This is a genomic window from Limisphaerales bacterium (assembly GCA_014382585.1).
In the GTDB taxonomy this organism is placed as follows: Bacteria; Verrucomicrobiota; Verrucomicrobiia; order Limisphaerales; family UBA1100; genus JACNJL01.
Map to the genome: position 1 here is coordinate 76,321 of JACNJL010000057.1, position 20,557 is coordinate 96,877.

At 56.7% G+C, this 20,557-nt stretch carries 20 protein-coding genes; 8 read left to right on the top strand and 12 right to left on the bottom strand.

What is annotated here, in order from left to right; genetic code table 11:
- Window positions 1-2 precede the first annotated feature (2 nt).
- The 3 genes from rpmA to H8E27_12895 all read right to left on the bottom strand — a co-directional run bounded on the left by rpmA (window position 3) and on the right by H8E27_12895 (window position 2,174).
- A complete protein-coding gene (gene rpmA / locus H8E27_12885) occupies window positions 3-269 on the bottom strand; it encodes a 50S ribosomal protein L27 (GenBank protein MBC8326510.1) in 267 nt (88 codons plus the stop codon).
- 12 nt (window positions 270-281) lie between these two features.
- On the bottom strand, window positions 282-596 hold the full coding sequence (gene rplU, locus H8E27_12890; GenBank protein ID MBC8326511.1) for a 50S ribosomal protein L21: 315 nt from the start codon (window positions 594-596) through the stop codon (window positions 282-284).
- Window positions 597-683: 87 nt separating this feature from the next.
- Window positions 684-2,174: a POT family MFS transporter gene (locus tag H8E27_12895; protein ID MBC8326512.1), complete on the bottom strand. Its 1,491-nt coding sequence runs from the start codon at window positions 2,172-2,174 to the stop codon at window positions 684-686.
- A 142-nt stretch (window positions 2,175-2,316) separates the two neighbouring features.
- On the opposite strand from H8E27_12895, the gene H8E27_12900 reads away from it, so the two are divergent.
- The 3 genes from H8E27_12900 to H8E27_12910 all read left to right on the top strand — a co-directional run bounded on the left by H8E27_12900 (window position 2,317) and on the right by H8E27_12910 (window position 6,452).
- The gene (locus tag H8E27_12900) at window positions 2,317-3,078 is read left to right on the top strand and encodes a Bax inhibitor-1/YccA family protein (GenBank protein ID MBC8326513.1); all 762 of its coding nucleotides are present in this window, start codon (window positions 2,317-2,319) and stop codon (window positions 3,076-3,078) included.
- A gap of 159 nt (window positions 3,079-3,237) precedes the next feature.
- Window positions 3,238-5,631 carry a M1 family metallopeptidase gene (locus H8E27_12905; protein MBC8326514.1) on the top strand — a complete coding sequence of 798 codons (2,394 nt, stop codon included), beginning with the start codon at window positions 3,238-3,240 and terminating at the stop codon, window positions 5,629-5,631.
- Window positions 5,632-5,642: 11 nt separating this feature from the next.
- Window positions 5,643-6,452 (top strand): class I SAM-dependent methyltransferase, encoded by an 810-nt coding sequence (locus H8E27_12910; protein ID MBC8326515.1) that lies wholly within the window; start codon window positions 5,643-5,645, stop codon window positions 6,450-6,452.
- Between the two features lie 304 nt (window positions 6,453-6,756).
- Here the strand turns inward: H8E27_12910 and H8E27_12915 are convergent, their stop codons facing one another.
- Window positions 6,757-7,590, bottom strand: coding sequence for a hypothetical protein (locus H8E27_12915; protein ID MBC8326516.1), 834 nt, complete (start codon window positions 7,588-7,590; stop codon window positions 6,757-6,759).
- On the opposite strand from H8E27_12915, the gene H8E27_12920 reads away from it, so the two are divergent.
- A complete protein-coding gene (locus tag H8E27_12920) occupies window positions 7,553-9,040 on the top strand; it encodes a succinylglutamate desuccinylase/aspartoacylase family protein (GenBank protein MBC8326517.1) in 1,488 nt (495 codons plus the stop codon). The genes H8E27_12915 and H8E27_12920 overlap by 38 nt on opposite strands.
- 69 nt (window positions 9,041-9,109) lie before the next feature.
- Here the strand turns inward: H8E27_12920 and H8E27_12925 are convergent, their stop codons facing one another.
- The 7 genes from H8E27_12925 to H8E27_12955 all read right to left on the bottom strand — a co-directional run bounded on the left by H8E27_12925 (window position 9,110) and on the right by H8E27_12955 (window position 16,778).
- Window positions 9,110-9,847: a hypothetical protein gene (locus tag H8E27_12925; GenBank protein ID MBC8326518.1), complete on the bottom strand. Its 738-nt coding sequence runs from the start codon at window positions 9,845-9,847 to the stop codon at window positions 9,110-9,112.
- 170 nt (window positions 9,848-10,017) lie between these two features.
- A complete protein-coding gene (locus H8E27_12930) occupies window positions 10,018-10,755 on the bottom strand; it encodes a hypothetical protein (GenBank protein ID MBC8326519.1) in 738 nt (245 codons plus the stop codon).
- 102 nt (window positions 10,756-10,857) lie between these two features.
- A complete protein-coding gene (locus H8E27_12935; protein ID MBC8326520.1) occupies window positions 10,858-11,220 on the bottom strand; it encodes a hypothetical protein in 363 nt (120 codons plus the stop codon).
- A gap of 94 nt (window positions 11,221-11,314) precedes the next feature.
- Window positions 11,315-12,172: a fumarylacetoacetate hydrolase family protein gene (locus H8E27_12940; GenBank protein ID MBC8326521.1), complete on the bottom strand. Its 858-nt coding sequence runs from the start codon at window positions 12,170-12,172 to the stop codon at window positions 11,315-11,317.
- Window positions 12,173-12,249: 77 nt separating this feature from the next.
- On the bottom strand, window positions 12,250-13,707 hold the full coding sequence (locus tag H8E27_12945) for an aldehyde dehydrogenase family protein (GenBank protein ID MBC8326522.1): 1,458 nt from the start codon (window positions 13,705-13,707) through the stop codon (window positions 12,250-12,252).
- A gap of 69 nt (window positions 13,708-13,776) precedes the next feature.
- Window positions 13,777-16,428, bottom strand: coding sequence for a VCBS repeat-containing protein (locus H8E27_12950; GenBank protein ID MBC8326523.1), 2,652 nt, complete (start codon window positions 16,426-16,428; stop codon window positions 13,777-13,779).
- A gap of 8 nt (window positions 16,429-16,436) precedes the next feature.
- Window positions 16,437-16,778 carry a 4a-hydroxytetrahydrobiopterin dehydratase gene (locus H8E27_12955; GenBank protein ID MBC8326524.1) on the bottom strand — a complete coding sequence of 114 codons (342 nt, stop codon included), beginning with the start codon at window positions 16,776-16,778 and terminating at the stop codon, window positions 16,437-16,439.
- Window positions 16,779-16,837: 59 nt separating this feature from the next.
- Here H8E27_12955 and H8E27_12960 point away from each other — a divergent pair, with 59 nt between their 5' ends.
- From H8E27_12960 to H8E27_12975, 4 genes are all read left to right on the top strand, one after another.
- A complete protein-coding gene (locus H8E27_12960) occupies window positions 16,838-17,275 on the top strand; it encodes a DUF393 domain-containing protein (GenBank protein MBC8326525.1) in 438 nt (145 codons plus the stop codon).
- A gap of 55 nt (window positions 17,276-17,330) precedes the next feature.
- Complete coding sequence (locus H8E27_12965) at window positions 17,331-17,615, top strand: type B 50S ribosomal protein L31 (protein ID MBC8326526.1); 285 nt, start codon at window positions 17,331-17,333, stop codon at window positions 17,613-17,615.
- Window positions 17,616-17,695: 80 nt separating this feature from the next.
- Entirely contained in the window at window positions 17,696-18,766 is a 1,071-nt protein-coding gene (gene prfA, locus H8E27_12970) for a peptide chain release factor 1 (protein ID MBC8326527.1), read from the top strand.
- Window positions 18,766-19,356, top strand: coding sequence for an HAD-IA family hydrolase (locus H8E27_12975; protein ID MBC8326528.1), 591 nt, complete (start codon window positions 18,766-18,768; stop codon window positions 19,354-19,356). The genes prfA and H8E27_12975 overlap by 1 nt, the downstream gene beginning before the upstream one ends.
- On the opposite strand, the gene H8E27_12980 is transcribed toward H8E27_12975, so the two are convergent.
- Entirely contained in the window at window positions 19,353-20,549 is a 1,197-nt protein-coding gene (locus H8E27_12980; GenBank protein MBC8326529.1) for an AI-2E family transporter, read from the bottom strand. The genes H8E27_12975 and H8E27_12980 overlap by 4 nt on opposite strands.
- Between the last annotated feature and the right edge of the window lie 8 nt (window positions 20,550-20,557).

Sequence of the window (20,557 nt, forward strand, 5' to 3'; positions counted from 1 at the left end):
GACTAGTTTTGCACCGTGGCCACTGGCTCGATGTTCACGCGGCTTTTGCCCCGCGTTTTGTCGAACATCACGCGGCCGGTTTCCAGCGCGAACAGCGTATGGTCGCGGCCGATGCCCACGTTGGCGCCTTTGTGCCATTTGGTGCCGCGTTGGCGGATGAGAATGGTGCCGGCGTTGACGAGCTGTTGGTTGCCCACTTTGAGCCCGAGGCTTTTGGGGTTACTGTCGCGGCCGTTCTTAACGGAGCCCTGTCCTTTTTTATGTGCCATTTTTCTGCGGGGTTAAACTTTGATGTCGGTGATCTTCACAATCGAATGGCGCTGGCGATGGCCGTTCTTGGTGCGGCTGTGCTTGCGGCGTTTCATTTTAAAAATGACGACCTTCTTGTCCTTGCGCTCCGATTCCACCACCTCGCCGGTGACGGTTGCGTTCTCCACGGTGGGTGCGCCGATGGTGACTTTGCCGTCGTTGTTCACGAGTAACACGCGGTCAAACGTTACCGTGGCGCCATTGTCACTGCCGAGCAACTCCACTTTCAGGAGTTCGCCAGCCGAGGCGCGGTACTGTTTGCCGCCGGTTTCAAATACTGCATACATAAGCTTAAAAATTGTCCTAAAACTGCGAAAAGGGACGGGGAATAGACCAGAAACACCCCCCCGTGTCAACAGGTCTTTCCGAGAAATTTAGCTGGCGGTCGGGGCCTCAGTTTCGCTGTCTTCAGCCTCGTCCTGCAAGTATTCCTTGGGCTGATATGCCTTTGCCACGGGCACAAAGACGGCGGCGACCAGAAAAATCAAGCCGGCCCAGAACCATAATTCCTGCGTCATGCTTAACCGAGAATTACCGTCTTCAGCCGTGTTGAGCCAGGTGACCCCGGCGGTCAGAAAATTGCCCAGCGACACGGTGAGCAGGAACAGCGCCAGGACAAATGACTTCATTTGGCGCGGGGCCTGCGTGTAGGCAAATTCCAAGCCGGTGATGGAAACCATGACTTCCGCCGCGGTGAGCAGGGCGCAGGCGAGGATTTGCCAGCCCATGTGTGGGGTGCCGCCGCCGTCTACGACCATTTGCACCACCGCCACCATGCTGAAGGCCGCGCTCATGGCAAACAGGCCGATGCCAATTTTGCGCAGGGGCGTGAGGGGAAATACCCGGTTGATGAGCGGATAAATCCCGTAATTAAACACCGGGATCAGCAACAGTATGAACAGCGGATTGAATACCGCCGAGATTTGTGCCGGCAACAATTCCTGGCCCCCAATCCACGGGATGCCCTCCGGGATCACCCGGTTCAGGCTTTTGGCTTGGATCAGCCAAGTGGTGCCCAGTTGATCGAACAGCGACCAAAACACAATGATGAAGGCAAACACCACACAGATGCGGCCGATGACCTTGAGCCCGTCACGGGAAAATGTTTCTGAAAAATATGCCTTCCCGCGGGCTTGGATGTGAACAAATTTATGGCGGCCCATCCAAAAAACCCAGGTTGCCAGCGCCATCAAAACGCCTGGTAACCCAAACGCATAATGAGGCCCGAACAATACCTCGCCTGGGCCCTTGGTCCCCACCAACCATTGCACGTGGGGATAGAGCTTGGCGCCCATCCCTTCGCCCGCGGTGGCTTCCAGCAAAAATGGCGTGAGCATGCCGCTGGCAAACGCGCCCAGGTTGATTGAAAAATAAAACCAGCCGAAGATTTTGCTCAGCAAGTGCCCGTTGGATTTGCCAAACTGATCTCCCACATGCGCCGACACACACGGCTTGATGCCCCCCGAGCCCACCGCGATCAGGAATAGTCCCGCCAGCAACCATCCCTTCGTGTCGCCCATCACCCCCATGAACGCCAGACACCCGTGCCCGGCGCAATACACCAACGAGAGCGTGATGATTGTCCGGTACTTGCCCCAAAACGCATCCGCGATCAGTGCCCCGATCACTGGGAAAAAATAAGCCGAGGCCACAAACAAATGCACCCAGCTCTTCGCCTCCTGATCTGTATAAACATCCAATGCACCCCCCGGCTGGATGAGATAGGTGGTCATAAAAACCATCAGCACAGCGCGCATCCCGTAAAACGAAAACCGCTCCGCCGCCTCATTGCCGATGATGTACGGAATGCCTTTGGGCATGCCCTTGCTTTTCACCGGGGCGGTCAGATAAGGCGAATCGGCCATGGCGGAGGATGGTTGTCGAGTGCGCCGGCGAAGGCGAGGGAAATTCTGCGCCTCTCAGAGGAGGATGGACGCGAAGGCAATTTGATGGTAGCGTCATCACTGCTCGGCGCGCGCTCAGCAAAAACTTGGAGGAATTATTATGATGCGATCCGGAAATCCTGTTTTAAATGACACCACATTTACCCGCCACATCGACCTCACCGGCGAGGATCGGATGACGTTGATGGGCACGGTGCATAAAACCGGCCTGCTGCTGACGCTGTTGGTGGCGGCAGCGGCCGTGACTTGGAATATGGTGTTTCAGGGCACCAACTCGGAAGGGATGCTGATGATGCATCCGCAGCTGAAATTGTTTATGATCGGCGGCGCGATCGGCAGTTTGATTTTGGCGCTGGTCACCTACTTCAAACCCACGATCGCATTTATCACTGCGCCGTGTTACGCGATCCTCAAAGGATTGTTTGTGGGTGCGTTATCGGCATTTATGGAGGCCATGTTTCCGGGCATCGTCGTGCAAGCGGTGGGGCTGACGTTTGGCGTGCTGTTCGCCCTGCTCGGCGCGTATCGCAGCGGGCTCATTAAGGCTACGGAAAATTTCAAGCTCGGCGTGTGCGCCGCCACCGGCGGCATCATGTTGATCTACCTCGCCACATTCATCCTCGGTATGTTCGGCGTGAACATTCCATTTATCCACGGCTCGGGCACATTCGGGATTGCGTTCAGCGGGTTCGTGGTGGTCATTGCCGCATTAAATCTCGTGTTGGATTTTGATTTCATCGAAAACGGCGCGGAACAAGGTGCCCCCAAATATATGGAATGGATCGGTGCATTCGGATTGATGGTGACGCTCGTTTGGCTGTACATCGAAATCCTCCATTTGCTGGCCAAGTTGCGCAGCCGCTAAGACATCGCATTTTTCTGACACAGATAAGCAGGATATTCAGGATTTAATTTCATCCTGTCCATCGTGAACATCTGTGTTCATTCAAAAGCCCCCTGTCAAACAAGCCCCGTTTCCGGCATTGCTTTTTCGGGGGGGAATGGGTAAACCCAACCCATCCCTATGCTGAAATCACTCAGTCTTTTTTGGCGTCGCGTTTGCGCGGCGGGTCTTCTTCTGGCGTTTTCCCTGTCAGCCGCGCCGAAGGATCCTTTCAAGCAACTCGATGATCTGTGGCCCACGCCGGATGCGGCACGCCGCGCTTCGGGCGCGCCGGGGCCGGGCTATTGGCAGCAGCGGGCGGATTACGTCATCGATGTGGAACTCGATGAAGCGAAGCACCGCATCACCGGCCGCGAGACGATCACGTATCACAATCGCTCACAGGACACGCTGGATTATTTGTGGCTGCAGCTGGATCAAAATTTGTTGGATCCCAAAATGATCGCCGCGCAGTCGCGCACGGCGCCAGGGTTTTCAGGGCTGTCTTTTGAGAAACTCGATTCGATGTTATTGCAGCGGAAATTTAATGGCGGACACAAAATCACTGCCGTCAAGGATGTCGCCGGCAAACCGCTCAAGCACGTGGTGGTGCAAACGATGATGCGCGTAATCCCGCCCGCGCCGCTCAAACCGGGCAAGTCGATCACGTTTTCGGTGGAGTGGAATTATAACATCAACGACACCGCCAAAATCAGTGGCCGCACGGGGTACGAATATTTTAAGGAAGACAAAAACCATTTGTACGCCATTGCGCAGTGGTTCCCGCGGATGTGCGCGTACACGGATGTCACCGGCTGGCAAAATAAACAGTACCTCGGCACGGGCGAGTTTGCGTTGGAGTTTGGCAATTACCTGGTGCGCATCACCGCGCCGGCCGATCACGTGGTGGCCTCCACGGGCGTGCTGCAAAATGCCGATAAAATCTTAACCCAAACCCAACGCGAACGCCTCGCCAAAGCGCGCACGTCAAAGAAGCCGGTGTTCATCATCAACCTCGCCGAGGCCAAGGCCAACGAAAAAGAAAAAGCCAAAGGCAAAAAAACGTGGGTGTTCAAAGCCGACAACGTGCGTGATTTTGCGTTTGCCAGTTCGCGAAAATTTTTGTGGGACGCAATGGGCGTCAATTTGAATGGCAAAACCATTATGGCGATGAGCTACTGGCCCAAGGAAGGCGAGCCGCTTTGGAGCCGGTACAGCACCCACGCCGTCGCCCACACGCTGGAGTTGTACTCGCGCTACACGTTTGATTATCCATACCCCGTCGCCATCTCCGTGAACGCGCCGGTGGGCGGGATGGAGTACCCGATGATTTGCTGGCAACGCCCGCGCCCCGAAAAGGACGGCACTTATTCCAAGCGCACCAAGTACGGCCTCATCTCGGTGATCATCCACGAGGTGGGCCACAATTGGTTTCCGATGATTGTCAATTCAGATGAGCGTCAGTGGATGTGGATGGACGAGGGTATTAACTCCTTCCTGCAATTTCTCACCGAACAGGAATGGGAAGCCGATTATCCCTCGCGCATCATGCCCGAGCGCATGGGCGGACTGCTCAGTTACCTGAAGTCCCCCAATAAAATGCCCATCATGACCGGCGCCGATTCCCTCCAAAGCACCGGCTACAACGCCTATACCAAACCCACGCTCGCGCTCAATATCCTGCGCGAAAGCGTCCTCGGCCGCGAGCAGTTCGATTACGCCTTCAAACAATACGCCCGCCGTTGGATGTTCAAGAGCCCCACGCCCACCGATTTTTTCCGCACCATGGAAGACGCCGGCGGACAGGATCTCGATTGGTTTTGGCGCGGCTGGTTTTACGGCATTGAGCACACCGACATTTCCATTGAAAACGTCCACCACTACAAAATGGACACGCGCGATCCGTACAAAGATAAGACCGCCCGGAAAGACAAACGCGATGCCGAGCCCGATCGCCTGTTCCAAAAACGCAACAAACCCCTCCCCAAACGCGTCGACGCCTTTCCGGAACTCAAAGATTTTTATAACGACTACGACGATCTCGACGTTACCGAAAAAGACCGCGCCGCTTACGAGAAACTCCTCAAAGGCCTCAGCGAAAAGGAGAAGGCCATGCTCAAAAGCAAAGGCCAGTTTTACATCGTGGACCTAAAAAACCTCGGCGGCCTTGTGATGCCCGTCGTGATCAAAATAACGTACGAAGACAAAAGCACCGAAGAAATCCGCTTGCCCGCCCAAATCTGGCGGCGCAATCCCGAGACTGTTTCAAAGATGATCGTCACCGACAAAAAAATCGCCAAGATCGAAATCGATCCCCACCGCGAAACCGCCGACGTCGATATCGAAAACAACTACTTCCCCCGCCGCATCCGTGAACACACCTTCGGCATTTCCAAACCCAAAAAACCCTCCGGCAACAACCCCCTCCGCGACAAACAAAAGGAGGAAGAAAAAGCCCGCAAAGAAGCCGAAGAAAAAAAGAAAAAAGAAGCCGAAAAGGAAAAGAACAAAAAGCCTGCGCCGAAGAAGCATTAATCGTTGCGGGCATGAATCCCATTCACGATCACAATCGCGCCGCGTGGGATGCGCGGGTGAAAGAGGGCCAGCGCTTCACGCGGCCTTCAACGGATGATGAGATGTCGCGGCCGTTGGAGATTCTCGATCCACTCGGCTGGCTCGGCGGTGAAGTCGCCGATCAACGCATCCTGTGCCTCGGCGCGGGCGGCGGCAGACATGGGCCGATGCTGGCGAGCGCGGGCGCCCGGGTGACGGTGGTGGATATCAGCCCCGAAATGCTGCGGTTGGATGATGAACTCGCCGAGGCGCGTGGGCTCCAAGTAGAAACGGTGGCGACGTCCATCGATGATCTTTCGATGCTGCCCGCTGCGGAGTACGATGCGGTGATGCAGCCGGTGAGCACTTGTTATGTGCCGGACATCCGCATCGCCTATCGCGAGCTGGCGCGGGTGATGAAAGCGGGCGGCGTTTACATCAGCCGTCACAAGCAACCCACCAGTTTGCAAATGGACCTCGCGCCGGGCCCGAATGGGTTTGTGATTGAGGAGCCGTATTTTCTCGATGGCCCGCTTTCGCCCGCTAAGCGTTCGGGTCCGCATCGCGAACAGGGTACGATGGAATTTCTGCATCGTTGGGGAGACTTGATCGGCGGCCTGTGCGAGGCGGGGTTTGTGATTGAAGCGGTCACCGAGCCAAAATTCGGCGACGCCTCCGCTGCGCCCGGCAGTTTCGAATACCGCGGCCATTTCATTGCGCCTTACATCCAACTCCGCGCCCGCCGCACGGAACAACCCGCCGCCGCCGATAAGCTTTGGGTTCCTGAAGCTTTGGGTTCCTGAATTAAGCCAGTAAACAAGAATAGCGGTGGAACCGAACGCGGGACAAACTTAGGAGCTGCGCGAGAAATTTGAGCTTCTCGCCCGGAGAGGGCCCCGAAGGGTCGGCTCCTGATGTCCGATTCCACCGCCACCGACGAGCGCGAATGAAAGGACGCAACCGCGCCCGCCGGTCTGGTGTCTGTGTCTCGTCAACTGGGTCAGCTAGGTCCTGTCCACACTAACCATTGTAACATAGCACCGGTTCACCCAAAAATCAAATTGGGGGCGCATTTTTTATGGAAAGAAACAGCGGATTGGAGTGGCTTTATTTTGGCTGCTTGAGCCACGCCGCGTCGTGCGTTTGCAGCAGTGCCGAGAGCAGCGCTTGGAATTCTTTGGATGAGCCGTCCAAATCACGCCGCACCCAAAAGCCCAGCGACACATTGGTCTCAAACCAATCCTCCCCTGCTTTGTCTGCCTGATCCGATTCTGGCCGGAAAAATTCCTGCAACCATTCGCCCGCATCCCGTTCAGCCGCCAACATTACGGCATACCCGTCCCGCGCCTTGGCCGCGCGCGCCGGCATCGTTTGCAGCAGTTTATGCGTGCGAAAATAATGGCGGGCCGTGCGCTTCAAAAATTTTTCATAAACCAGCTGCAATTCCTTGCGAAGCTTGGCGTCGTGGCGGCCCGGAATTCCATTTTGTAAAGCCCACTTGAGAAACGCCGGATTGTAATGGCCGAAATCGCCTTCGGCGTTCAAGTCCAGTTTGCCATTGCGATGCGGCCCCGCGCGGAAAATTTTATGGTCCGAAAGTTTTTCAAGCTGCGCCACATTTAGCGCAAACTGTGCCTTGGCGTACAGCCCGCGCAACCCGCGATTGGGCAGCCACGTGTCCAAATCACGATAAGCTTTGTTCGGCGTATCCTTCGCTAACTGGGGCAACTGCCGCCACAAAGCCACCACCTCCTTCGGCGATTGATCAGCCCCACTCACCCCAATCGCGAGCCACGGAAAAATAAACAGCGACATCCAGCGCATGCCAAAAAATGGCAACAATCCCGCCGCAACAAAAGCGAGAGTTATTGACGCGCTGCCCTCGCTGGCAAACGATTTGCGGATGCGACGATGGTTGGCGTTTGGGTTGATGATGTTCACCGTGCTGTTTGGCGCGATGGGTGCGGGTGCGGCGGTGTCCACCGGCGTGATCGCCAAGGGCACGCGGTGGGCGATGGCGTGGCGCGTGTACGACAGCGGCCAGCCGGGGCCGACGGTGATTGTGGTCGGCGGCGTGCACGGCAATGAGCCGGCGGGCGCCAGCGCCGCGGGGCAAATTCAGCATTGGCCGGTGAAACGTGGGCGGCTCATCGTGGTGCCGCGCGCCAACGGACCGGGGCTGAAAGATGGCACGCGGTTTCTGCCGGGGGTGTCGCTCAAGACGCGCGACTTGAATCGTAATTTTCAAAAAACCAATTCCGAGGAAGGCCCCGTGGGTGAACCGGCGATCGCGTTGTGGAAATTTGTGATCGGGCATCAACCGGATTGGTTAATTGATTTGCACGAGGGGACGGACTTTCACCAAATCAATTCCAAATCCGTCGGATCATCCATCATCGACGTGCATTCAAACGCTTCAAATGCCGCCGTGCCGCTGATGCTCAAGGCGGTGAATGCGACCGTGAGTGAGCCCAGGAAAAAATTTGTGCGGCTGCGGTATCCCGTGGATGGCTCGCTGGCGCGCGCGGCGCACGAGCGGCTGGGCGCGCACGCGATGATTTGCGAAACGACTTCCAAAGATCAACCCCGCAGCCAACGCGCGCGGCAGCATCGGCTGATGGTGTACGCGCTGCTTATGCATTTGCAAATGGCGACGGCGGGGCCGCACGTTTTGGTGGGTAAGGATAGTTTCCGCGTGGCGATTTATGATGCCGGCGGCGCGGGAGGTAATGGGCCGCGCAATGTGGATCGCGTGCTCGCGGGGCACGCGGTGATGCGGCGCGTGGGTGCGACGGATGTACGCGATGGCGTGCTGGGGCAGTTTCACCTCGCGGTATTCCCCGGCGGCAGCGGCAGCAAACAAGCCAAGGCATTGGCACCGGCCGGACGCAAGGCGGTGCAAAATTTTGTGCTTGATGGCGGCGGGTTTGTGGGCATCTGTGCGGGCTCGTATTTGGCGGCGGCCAATTACGAATGGTCGCTCGGCATCAGCAATCACAAAACATTTTGCAAGAGCATCGACATCCCGAAAGTGGGCCGCAAAAGTATGTGGTACCGCGGCCCTTCCGCCACGGTGCAAATGGAGCTCACCAAAGCGGGCCGGAAAATCTTGGGCGGTAAAATAGGCGCGTTCGATGTGCGCTATCACAACGGCCCCATTATGTCGCCCATGGGCAAGGCGGGCCCCGCCGCGTTTCAACCGCTGGCGCATTTCCGCAGCGAAGTTTCCTGTTACGAACCGCAGAAAGGAACAATGACCGGCACCCCCGCCATCATCGCCGGCCAATACGGCAAAGGCCGCGTGCTCTGCATCAGCCCCCATCCCGAATCATCCGTAGCGCTGCACGAAATGGTGCGGCGCGGATTATTCTGGGCGGGTGATAAAAAGTAGCTTGGGGAAAACTGGGCAACAAAAAAGACGGCCCGGAGGCCGCCTTTTGGGGGGATCAATTCAGGGTGATTATTTTTTCTCGCGGGGGACTTCTTTGAGCTGGCGCGGTTGGATGCGGGGTTGGACGCCGCCACCACGACCGCCGGGGGCGGGCAGGATGCGGATGCCGCCTTGGCCAAAGCCGCCGCGATTGCCGAAGAGTTCGCGCATTTTCTTTTGATTCGCTTTTTGCTCGTCGGTGAGGATGGAGTTGTAGTCTTTTTGGTATTGCTCGGAGAGCTTTTTATAAGCGTCCCGTCGCTCTTCCTGCGGGAGTTCGCGGACTGCTTTATAAGCTTCCTGACGCTTGGCATTCATTTTTTGGAGTTTGGCGCGTTGATCTTCGGTGAGCACGATGCGGAGTTTTTTCATTTGCTCGTTGCGCTCGGCCTGAGCTTTTTTGGCCTTCTCGATTTCGGCTTTTTGTTCCTTCGTGTAAATACCGTCGATTTGTTTTTGGAAATCCGCTCGCAGGTCGGCCATTTGATCGCGCTTATCCTGGGGAGTGAGATCTTTGTTTTGGTAAATCTTCCGGTAAGCTTCGCTTTGGGCCTTGCGGATTACCGTCATTTTTTTCTGCTGCTCTTCGGAGAGCTTGATGCCTCCGATGCCACGCGGGAAAACTGCGGGGCGGATGAGTGCGCCGCCGGCGGCAAAGGGTGCTGCCTGCAGTTGGAGGCGTTTGGGCTTGGGATTATCCTGTGCGTTGGCGGAAAGGGCGGTGACGCCGGCCAAAGCCAGGGCGGTGATGATTTGGGTTTGTTTCATAATGTGTGGTTTGGATTGTTGCGGCTGATTAGACGGGAAAAGGGCGGGGTTACGCCATTATTTTCTACCAAAAAATAGGGCGAAAACGGTTGATTTCGTATGATTGCAGACAAGACCACAAAAAAAAGCGGCCCGAAGGCCGCTTGAATTTGGGTTGTGTGTAGTGGGTTTTATGCGTCCGAACGGCCGGGGCGTTGTTTGCCTTTGCCTTCACCTTCGCGTCCGCCGGGACGGCCACCGGGGCTGCGTTGGGATTGCATTTCTTTGAACTTCTTTTTCTGTTCGTCGGTGAGGATGGCCTCGATTTGTTTGTTGGTTTTCTCGCGTAGCGCGGTCATTTTTTCGCGCATTCCTTCGCGGTTGCCCCCGCTGAAAAGCTTCCGCATTTCGGTGCGCTGTGCGGTTTGGATTTCAGTGACCTTTTTCTTTTGGGCCTCCGTGAGCTTGAGCGCGGCATAAGGATCACGCCGACCGGCATCTCCGCCGGGGCGCTGGCCACCGCCGGGGCGATCGGGACGTTGCGGGCCTTTGGCGCGGATTTCGGCCAGTTTCTTTTTCTGCGCATCGGTGAGGATGGCATCAGTTTGTTTCTGAAACTTTTCACGCAATTCGCCGAATTTAGCGCGCATGGCTTCGCGGTCGCCGCCGCCGCCACGGAGTTCTTCAAACATTTTACGCATAGTGGCGCTTTGTGCCTCCTGCACCGCTTTCATTTTTGCCTGCTGCGCCTCGGTGAGGTCGAGCTGAGCGTAAGGGTTGAAACGGTTGAAGCCGCCGCCGGGACGTTGGCCTTTGCCTTGACCGGGACGCTGGCCTTTGCCTTCGCCGGGTTGTGCTTGGCTGGTGGAGGCGATGAGCAGTCCGCCAGCGATGAGTGCTGTTGCCAGCATAGTTTGTTTGTTTTTCATAATGTGTGATTGTTAATCGGTTCTGAAATGCAGACGCGTCTGGATTAAATTGGATACAAAAAAGCGACCCGCAGGCCGCTGTGATTTGTATGGAATGAAAGATTAGTCCTTTTTGGGCTTCTTGCCTTTGCCGGCGGGCTTGTTTTTGGCCACCAACTCTTTGAGCTTGGCTTGTTGTTCCTCGTTGAGGATTTCTTTCAGCTTGGCTTCGATGGCTTTGCGGTTTTCTTGGTATTTCGCGCGGCGCTCTTCTTTGGGCAATTTGCGGATTTCCGTGGATTTCGAGCGGTTTTCCTTTAAAAACGCGTTGAGCGTTTTCTTTTGATCCGCGTTGAGATCCAGCTGTTTTACCAACGCTATTACGTTACTGCCTCCTTTTTTCTTTGGTGCGTCTTTCTTATCATCTGCCTGGGCAGTGCCGAGCGCGAGGGCTGCGGCAAACGCGAGCATCATTAGTTTCTTCATTCAGTTTTTTCTTTCTAGGTTTATGGGTTATGGGTGAGAGGTGATTGTGACTGTTCAATCCAGACGCACAAGGCCAAAAAGCGTTACATTCACATTAACCGTTATATATGACCGCCACCGGATTTTCCAGTGTGCCAATGCCGGAAATGTGGATGCGGATGAGGTCGTCCGCGGTCAGTGTGAATTCATCGGGCGGCACCACGCCGGTGCCGGTGAGCAATATCGCGCCGTGTGGGAATGATTGGGAGCGGCAAAGGTATTCGGCCAATTCGTCGAATGAACGCTTGAGATTGTTGAGGGAAGTTTCGCCATCAAAAACAGTTTTGTTTGCGCGGATGATTTCCACGCCGATGGTCCACGCGCGGGCTTCGGCTTCGGTGGGGGCGAGGACGAGCCACGGGCCGATGGCGCAAGAGCGGTCGTACACTTTGGCCTGCGGAAGGTAGAGGAGATTTTCGCCTTCGATGTCGCGCGAGCTCATGTCGTTGCCGATGGTGCAGCCGACGAATTGTCCGCCCGAGTTGAGGACCAACGCCAGCTCCGGCTCGGGCACGCTCCACGTCGCATCGGCTCGAATGCCGACGGGCTCGTTTGGGCCCACGACTTTTTCGGGGAGCGACTTGAAGAAAATTTCCGGTCGCGGCGCATCGTAAACCAAATCGTACGCGCTGGCGCTGAAATCGCTTTCCTCCATGCGCGCCGTTTTGCTGCGCAAGTAAGTGACGCCTGCGGCCCACACTTCCTGCTGCTCCACGGGCGCAAGCAAGGTGACTTCCGCCAGCGGGTAAGTCGGCAAATCCGTGAGCGCCTCCACGCGCGAAATGGCGTTGGCGTCTTCCAGCAATTCGGTGATAGAGGGGATGCCGCCTGCGGTGAGATCGGCAAGGGTGGTTTCATCGACAGCAAGGCCGATGCGGGCCGCGTCATTAATTTTGAATCTGCAGAGTTTCATTTCGATCGCGGGTAGGGCGGTTTCTCCGAAACCGCCAAGGCGCGCTTGGAGAGCACGCCCTACCATCTACAAGCCCTTCACGCTGAGTAATCCAAGTAAACTGATTTCACTCTCGTGTAAAAGTCGATGGCGGTTTGGCCCTGTTCTTTGAAGTTGTTGGTGCTGGAATGTTTGACGCCGCCGAAGGGGGCTTGCAGGGCGAGGCCGGTGGAGATTTGGTTGATCTTCACGACGCCCGCTTCGATTTGGTCGGTGTAGCGCATCGCTTTGGTGATGTCACGGGTGATGATGGACGCGCTGAGGCCGTACTCGATGTCGTTGGCGAGCGCGATGGCTTCGTCAAAGTCGCCGGCTTTTACGACGCCCACCACGGGGCCGAAGACTTCTTCCTGCGCGATGCGCATGGAATTTTTCACATTGGCGATTACGGCGGGGCTCATAAAATGGCCGTGCTCGAGATCGCCTTCGCCGAGGCGTTCGCCGCCCCAAACGCATTCGGCGCCTTCGTCATTGGCGATTTTGATGTAATCGAGATTGCCGTCCAATTCGCCGGCGCTCACGGCGGGACCCATTGTCACGCCATCGTTCATCCCGTTGCCCACGTTGCGGGATTGGGCTTCGGCGATGAGTTTTTCGGTGAACTCGTCCGCCACCTCTTCACTCACAATCACGCGACTGGTCGCAGTGCAAACTTGGCCCGTTTGGCCGAAGCTGGCGAGTCCGACGATTTTTGCCGCGAAATCAAGATCGGCATCAGCGAGTACGATGGTTGGATTTTTGCCGCCCATTTCCATTTGCGCGCGGGTCATGCGCGGGGCGAGTTGCTGATAAATCCCGTGGCCCACGTCGTGCGAGCCGGTGAAGGAAAGCGCCTGCACCGCTTCGTGATTGGCCAGTTCATCGCCTACTTCTTTGCCGCTGCCGACGACGACGTTGAGCACGCCCGCGGGCAAACCCGCCTCATCGAAGGCGCGCGCGAGTTCGAGGGCCATCGCGGGTGCCTGGGTGGCGGGCTTGAGCACGACGGTGTTGCCGCTCACCAACGCGGGCGCGAGCTTCCACGCGGGGAGCGCAATGGGAAAATTCCACGGGGTGATGAGTGCCACGACGCCGAGCGGCTCGCGTTTGGTGAAGAGCATGTTGTTCGGCAAATCGTGCGGCACCACGCTGCCACCGATGGTGTAGCTCAGCCCGGCCATAAACCGAAAAATATCGACCGTGCGACCGACTTCCATTCCGGCTTCCACTTTGGTTTTGCCTTCTTCGCGACAAAGAATTTCCGCCAGCTCATCTTTGCGACCGGCGATGATGTTGGCTACCGCGCTGAGAATTTTCCCGCGAGCGGGTGCCGTCGTCGCCCGCCACGCGGGGAAAGCCGTTTGCGCGGCATCGATCGCCGCCTGCGCTTCGGCGCGTCCACCCAGCGCATATTCGGTGACCACCTCGCGCGTGTCGGCGGGGTTGAGATTGGTGTGCGTGTCGCCCGAAACGGCGGACACCCATTCGCCATTAATGAAATTTTTGTACTGCTTCATAAATCTGTAAGCCGCAAGTGTGCCGCAACGCGATGGGTGGGGCAAGTTCCGCCTTGCTCCGGTTCGTGGCTATTTGGAGCGGTTACGCAGAATGATCAGGGGCACGGGGTTTGCCTGCCAACGGACTCGAATGGCGGTGGGGTAGCCGCTTTCGGAGGGGCCGTTGTTGTACGCGCCGAGAACAATATCTACATCGCCATCACCATCGAGATCGCCGGCGTCCATTGCCAACCAGCGACTGTCGGCGGCGGGCAAGGCGAGCGGGGTGAACTTCAGGGGTTGGTCTTGACGAAGGAAAACAAACCCGCCGGCGGGGTCGCGTTGGTAGTCGGCAAAGAAGGCGGTGGAGGCGATGTCGAGATCCCCATCGCCATCGAAATCATGAGCCACGGCCCGGAACGCGCCGGGTTGTTGGTGGAACAGCGCTTCGCGAAATTGATTATGGCCGTCGTTCAAATGCAGTCGCACACCGTGGTAAGATTTGATGGGTGCGGGATTGACCTCACCGTTGTCCCCATTGGTGATGAGTAAATCGGGGTGGCCGTCCCGATTGAAATCCAAGATTTCTATGTGGGTGTGGCCCCATGCGGGGTGGCGCTTGAGGATTTCGCGGTGATCGAATTTGCCCGGCCCGGTGCTGATAAATAAATGAACGGCCTCACGTGCTTGGCCGGTGAGAATGGCGAAGTCCGGGATGCCGTCGTCATTAAAGTGGGCGCTGGCTACGCTGACGGAGCCGGGCTGGTTCAGCAACGGGTGGCGCTTGAAAGTTCCGCCGGTATTTTCCAGCCAAAATGCGCTGCCGAGCATGTGACCATATTCGCAAACCACGAGGTCTTCGCGGCCGTCGTTGTTGAGATCCACGGGCAACACATCCGCCGGCCGGTGCAGGGGGGTTGGGAGGAGCGGAGTGGTTTTGCCTTGCTCCCATCGCACCAGCGCGCCGCGGGGATCGACTGAGGGCCGGAAGCTGCCGATGAGCGTGCCCCAAGCGCCGGTTTTATCGAGTTGCCAGCGGGAAACTGATCCACCGGGGTTAATGGGTTTACGCCACTTACCGTCCGAGCCGAGCCGGTGCAATGTGCGGGTGGGCTCGTGCGCGACCCATAAATTTTCTGCGCCAATGTTGACGTGCATGCAATGCGCGTCAAACGGGGTGGCGGGGTGTTCCACGGCAAATAATTGAAGCAATTCAGGCGGGTTGGGATTCAGGGTGACGGGTTTTTCGTACTCAGATTTTTCGATGTAATAATAGCAGACATCAGTCCACTGCTTTACCGACATGACCGGGGCGGCCGGAAAAATATTGGCGGCCAGCACGCGTTCAAATCCGTTGGTGGATGCCAGGCCGGTATGCGGCGGCATCATCCCCAGCCACGGCATCATCCGTTGGAGTGCGAGATCCCATTTTTCACTGCTCAAAATTGAGGGCTCCGGCCGCACATGACAAGTGACGCATAGGGTTTTGGAAACCGCCTCACCGTTTTTCAGCTGCTCCAGTTCGGTGGGGGAATGTTTATATTCGGACGCGGGGTCGGGTGCGGGAGGTTTGGCCGGCGGGGAGTGGGTGCCGGTGATACCCCATAAATTTACTTTTCCATCGAAGCTACTCACGGCCAGGCGCCCGTCGTTCGGATCCCAAGCCAAACTATGGACCGCGCTGGAATGTCCTCCGAGGCTATCGAGCAGCTGACCGGTTTTGGCGTTCCAAACGTTGGCCGTACCGTCATCGCTGGCCGTGGCCAATTGTTGATCGCCCGGGCTCCATTGGATTAAATTAATGAAGCCGGTGTGGCCGCTTAAGGTTTGCAACAACTTACCTTGGCTGGGATCCCACACTTTTGCGGTTGTATCCCAGCTACTGCTGGCTAACCGGTCACCGGCACGATTCCACGTCACACAATGAGCGCACGCTTGATGGCTTTGCAGGATGTGGATTGAACGGCCGGTGGTGGCATTCCAAATCCGCACGGTGCGGTCGTCGCTGCCACTGGCCAGGCGTTGGCCATCCGGATTCCACGCTGTGGTCCAGACGCCCCCCTCATGCCCTGTCAGTGTATGTGCCAACGCACCGAATTGTGCGTCCCATATTTTGATCGTGTTATCGTTACTTCCGCTGGCCAACCGTTTGCCGTCCGGGCTCCACGCCACATTCCATACGGTGCCGGTATGGCCTTCGAGCAGATGTAGCAGTTTGCCGTTTTCCGTATCCCAAATTCGTACGGATTGATCCGGACTTCCGCTGGCCAATCGTTTGCCGTCCGGGCTCCACGCAATGCAAAAGGCAACTGACGAATGGCCGGACAACGAGTGTTCGAGCCAAGTGCCATCCCAAATCTTAATTTCCCCATCCCAGCCGCAGCTGGCCAAGTGTTTGCCATCCGGGCTCCAGGCAATTTTGTGGACCCGGTTTTTGTGCCCGCGCATAGAGTGCTGTAATTTGCCTGTGTCGGCATTCCAATACTTGATGGTATGATCCCAGCTTCCGGTGGCAATTTGTTTGCCGTTCGGGTTCCACGCCACGCTCCAGATCGAACCTCGATGGCCTTGTAATGTGTGCAGCAGGCGCACCTCGCGGGTTGCCGATTTGCCGGCGGCTCCGCCGTTGGCAGGGTTCGTTTTTTCCCCGGTTGGGGATGCGGGGGCCGCCGGTCGCTTTCGGCTGCAGCCTGAGAGACCGATTAACAGTGCCGCCCCCAAAATGATTGTTCGTTGCAACATCAGTGTTGTTAAAGGAGTGCGTCAGCTTTGGCAGCGAAGATGAAGTCAGCTTCGTTGAGGCCGTCGATTTTATGGGTCCAGAGGGTGATCTTCACTTTGCCCCACGCGAGACAGATGTCGGGGTGATGAAAAATATCTTCGGCGAGCGCGCCGACCTGATTGGTGAAGGCCAGTGCCTCGGCGAAGTTTTTGAAGCTGTATTCTTTTTCGAGATGATGGCCGTCGATGACGTGCCAGTCATTGCCGAGTTCGGCGGCCAGTTGTGCCAATGCCTCGCCCGCGAGCGGCGGCACGCCGCCTTGGCAGGGTTTGCATTCGCGTTGGGAGAGGCTGCAGGATTCTTCGCTCATCATCGGTTGGGTGTGTAGGCTTGTTTTGCTGTTTGGAAACCCTAAACTGCCGGACGCGAATGACCGAGCAGAAAAAACACTGCATTCTCTACGATGACGAATGTTGGATGTGCACGTTCCAAATGCGTTTGCTGACGTGGCTGGATTGGTGCGGCGTGGCGCGGTTGGTGCCCGCATCGGATCCCGAGTGCCTCAAACTCGCGCCGGGGCTGACGCGGGAGGGGCTGATGGAGGCGATTCATTGCGTCAATGCAGAGGGCAACGTGCTGCGCGGCGCGCGGGCGTTGCGGTTCATTGGGCTGCGAATGCCGCTGCTGGTGCCGATGGCGTGGGTGCTTTGGGTGCCGGGAATTATCTGGATTGCCGAAGCAATTTACGCAGGCGTGAGCCGCAATCGGCACCTCATCAGTAAGGTTTTTGGCTGCCAAGGCGCCTGCGATATTTTGCCCCAACGCCGGCGTGATGGGGAAACCACCACAAAACCAGCGGAAAAATGACCGAAATTCACGCTTGCCAAGTATCCTGTGGCTGTTAGATTCCCCGCCCCGATTTATGAAGACGGACATTCATCCTGATAAATACCGCCCGATGGTTTTTCGTGACACGAGCAATGGCGAGGAATTCCTCACCCGCTCCTGCGCGCCCACGAGGGAAACAACCACCTTTGAGGGCGAAGAATACCCGCTGTACCAAATGGGTATTAGCAGCACCTCCCATCCCTTTTACACCGGCCAACAAAAATTTGTGGATACTGCCGGTCGCGTCGACAAGTTCCAACAACGCGCCGCCAAGGCCAAAGCCATCGCCGAGGCTCGCGCCGCTAAAACAAAAAAATAGCGAATCCTTTTTAACCGCCCGCCCGGTTTGTGCCGTGGCGGGTGGTTTCTTTTTTCCCGCCCTTCCCCAATTTTTTCCGGATGGACCTGCAACCCCACATTGAAAAATTCGCCGCCCGAATGGCCGAGGTGGAGATCGAGCTGGGCGACCCCAAGGTTTTTGAAAACAACCGGCGCGCACAGGAACTGGGCCGCGAATATTCGCGCCTAAAGAATTTGGTGGTCAAAGGTGAACAATATTTGAAAGCGCGCGAGGAATTGGCGGAAAATCAGGAATTGGTCGATGGCGGTGATGAGATGGCTGAGATGGCTGCAGAAGAAGTTACGCGTTTGGAAACTGAAATTCCCTTGCTCGAAAAGGAAGTGGAACTCGGCCTCGTGCCGCCGGATGCCGCGGACTCGCGCAATACAATTATCGAAATTCGCGCGGGTGCCGGGGGCGATGAAGCCGCGCTTTTTGTCGGTGATCTATTTCGGATGTATATCCACTTTGCCTCCGCCCAAGGCTGGAAACACGAGCTGATGAGCACCAGCGACGCAGCGATGGGCGGTTACAAAGAAATCATTTTCAGCCTCGGGGGCGAAGAAGTTTACAAGCAAATGAAATTCGAAAGCGGCGTGCATCGCGTCCAGCGCGTGCCAGCCACCGAGGCGAGCGGGCGGATTCACACCAGCACGGTCACTGTGGCAGTGTTACCTGAGGCGGAGGAAGTAGATATTGAAATTAAGCCTGAGGAACTGGACATCTCCGCAACGCGCGCCAGCGGGCCAGGCGGGCAAGGCGTAAACACCACGGATTCCGCAGTGCAAATAATTCACAAACCGACCGGTCTAATCGTGCGATGTTCGGATGAACGCAGCCAAATCAAAAACCGCGCCAAGGCAATGAAAGTGCTGCGTGCGCGTTTGCTCGATCAAATGCTCGCTGAGGAAAATGCCAAGTACGCCGCCGAGCGCAAAGCGCAAGTGGGCACCGGCGAACGTAACGAACGCATTCGCACTTATAATTTCCCGCAAAGCCGCGTGACCGACCATCGCATTGATCTCACGATGCACAGTCTGTCCACATTCATCGAGGGCGACATTGGCGAGATGATCGCGCCCCTCATCCAAAATGACTTGGAGGAAAAACTCGCCGCCCTCCAAGCCTGATGCAACCCCGCGCCCTCATCTTCGACTGCGACGGCACGCTTGCCGACAGTATGCCTCTGCACTGGCGCGCGTGGAACAGCGTCTGTCAACACAACGGCATCAAACTTTCCGAGGCACGCTTTTACAAACTCGGCGGCGTGCCTTCGCAAAAAATTCTGGCGATGCTCAAACAGGAACAAGGCCTCGACTTTGATCCTGCGGAAATTTCCCGACAAAAAGAAGAGGCTTACTTACCACTGATGGACGAGGTGGAACTCATCGCCCCCATCGCCGCCATCGCCCGCGAACACATCGGCAAGCTCCCGATGGCCATCGCCACCGGCGGCCGAACGAAATACATTCGCCCGCTGCTCGAGCGCCTTGGCGTGGCGGATTGGTTTCAGGCACTCGTCACGAGTGACGACGTAAAAAATCACAAACCCGCGCCGGATACTTTTTTGAAAGCCGCCGCATTGCTCGGCGTGCCGCCAGAAGATTGCCGCGCATTTGAGGATACTGATTTAGGTCTGGAAGCCATCCGCGCCGCGCATATGGACGCCGTTGATGTGCGCACTATCGCCGGCGTGCTGCCGGAAAATATCACCGATTAAAGCACTTCCATTTGCGTGGCCTTCTCAGGCATCTGCCGCCGCACCCACACGTACCGGAACAACACCGTGCGCAACGCCATCGCCACTGGAATGGCGAGCAAACCACCAATTACACCGCCCACCAGTGTGGCACCCATTAGCACCGAAATGATCACCGCCACTGGATGCATTCCCACGCGGTCACCAATGATTTTGGGTTGGATCACTGTTTTCTCCAAAAACAAAACCAACGCACAAACCATTAATGCCACCATCGGCGCCGCTGCCCCGTCCACAATCATTTGGTCGCCATACGCCAGCGACAGTAATAGGACCGGAATGGCCGAGGCGATCACACCGAAGTATGGAATGATGCCGAGCAGCCCCGCCGCCAGCCCGATGAGGATCGCGTACGGCAGCCCAATGATTGAAAATCCAACCGAGAGGCAAACGCCCACACAAAACGCCACCAACACCTGGCCGCGAAAAAACACCACGAGACAATCGTTAAAGGACGACAGCACGAATACCGCCTCTTCTTTGAATCGCGATTCCTTGAGCGGGAGGTAATCGCTCCATTTCATTTCAATGGTGCGCGCTTCCAACAGGAAATAAAAAACGTAAACCGGCACCAACGCCAAGCCCGCCAACAGCCCAATCAACGCGATGGCTTCGGAAAATCCCTTCTCGGAAAACCGCGTGAGCTGTTGTTCGCCCGCAACCATCAGTGCGCTGAGATCGATTGTTTCCAGTTTGCGCACCATCATCACCTTGCCCCAATCGGTGTCCTTGTGTTCAGCCGCCCAGTTGCGAATGTTTTGCTGCACGTATTCCACTTTGGTTTCCTCGGCCAACTTCAACATCTCCGGCACCACCGTGGTGAGCATAACCATCGTGAGCGCGGTGATGATGCAAAACCCAATCATCAACACCAACAAGATCGCCTTCACACGTTTTGGATTTCGGATTTTGGCAAACAGGAAACTGACTTTGGCAGACATTTTAGGTTCAAAATAATCCACCAACGGATTCAGCAGAAACGCCAAGATGCCCGCGATGGCCAATGGCAATAGCACCGGCGAGAGGCGGTCGAGCATCCAACCCACGCCGTAAAACATCAGCGCCAGAAGTGCGAGGAACACAGCGATGGCCAGCACTGTGACGGAGAACCACAGCACTTTCGCCTGCTTATCCGATGGCGAAGGGAAAGGCATCTTACTTT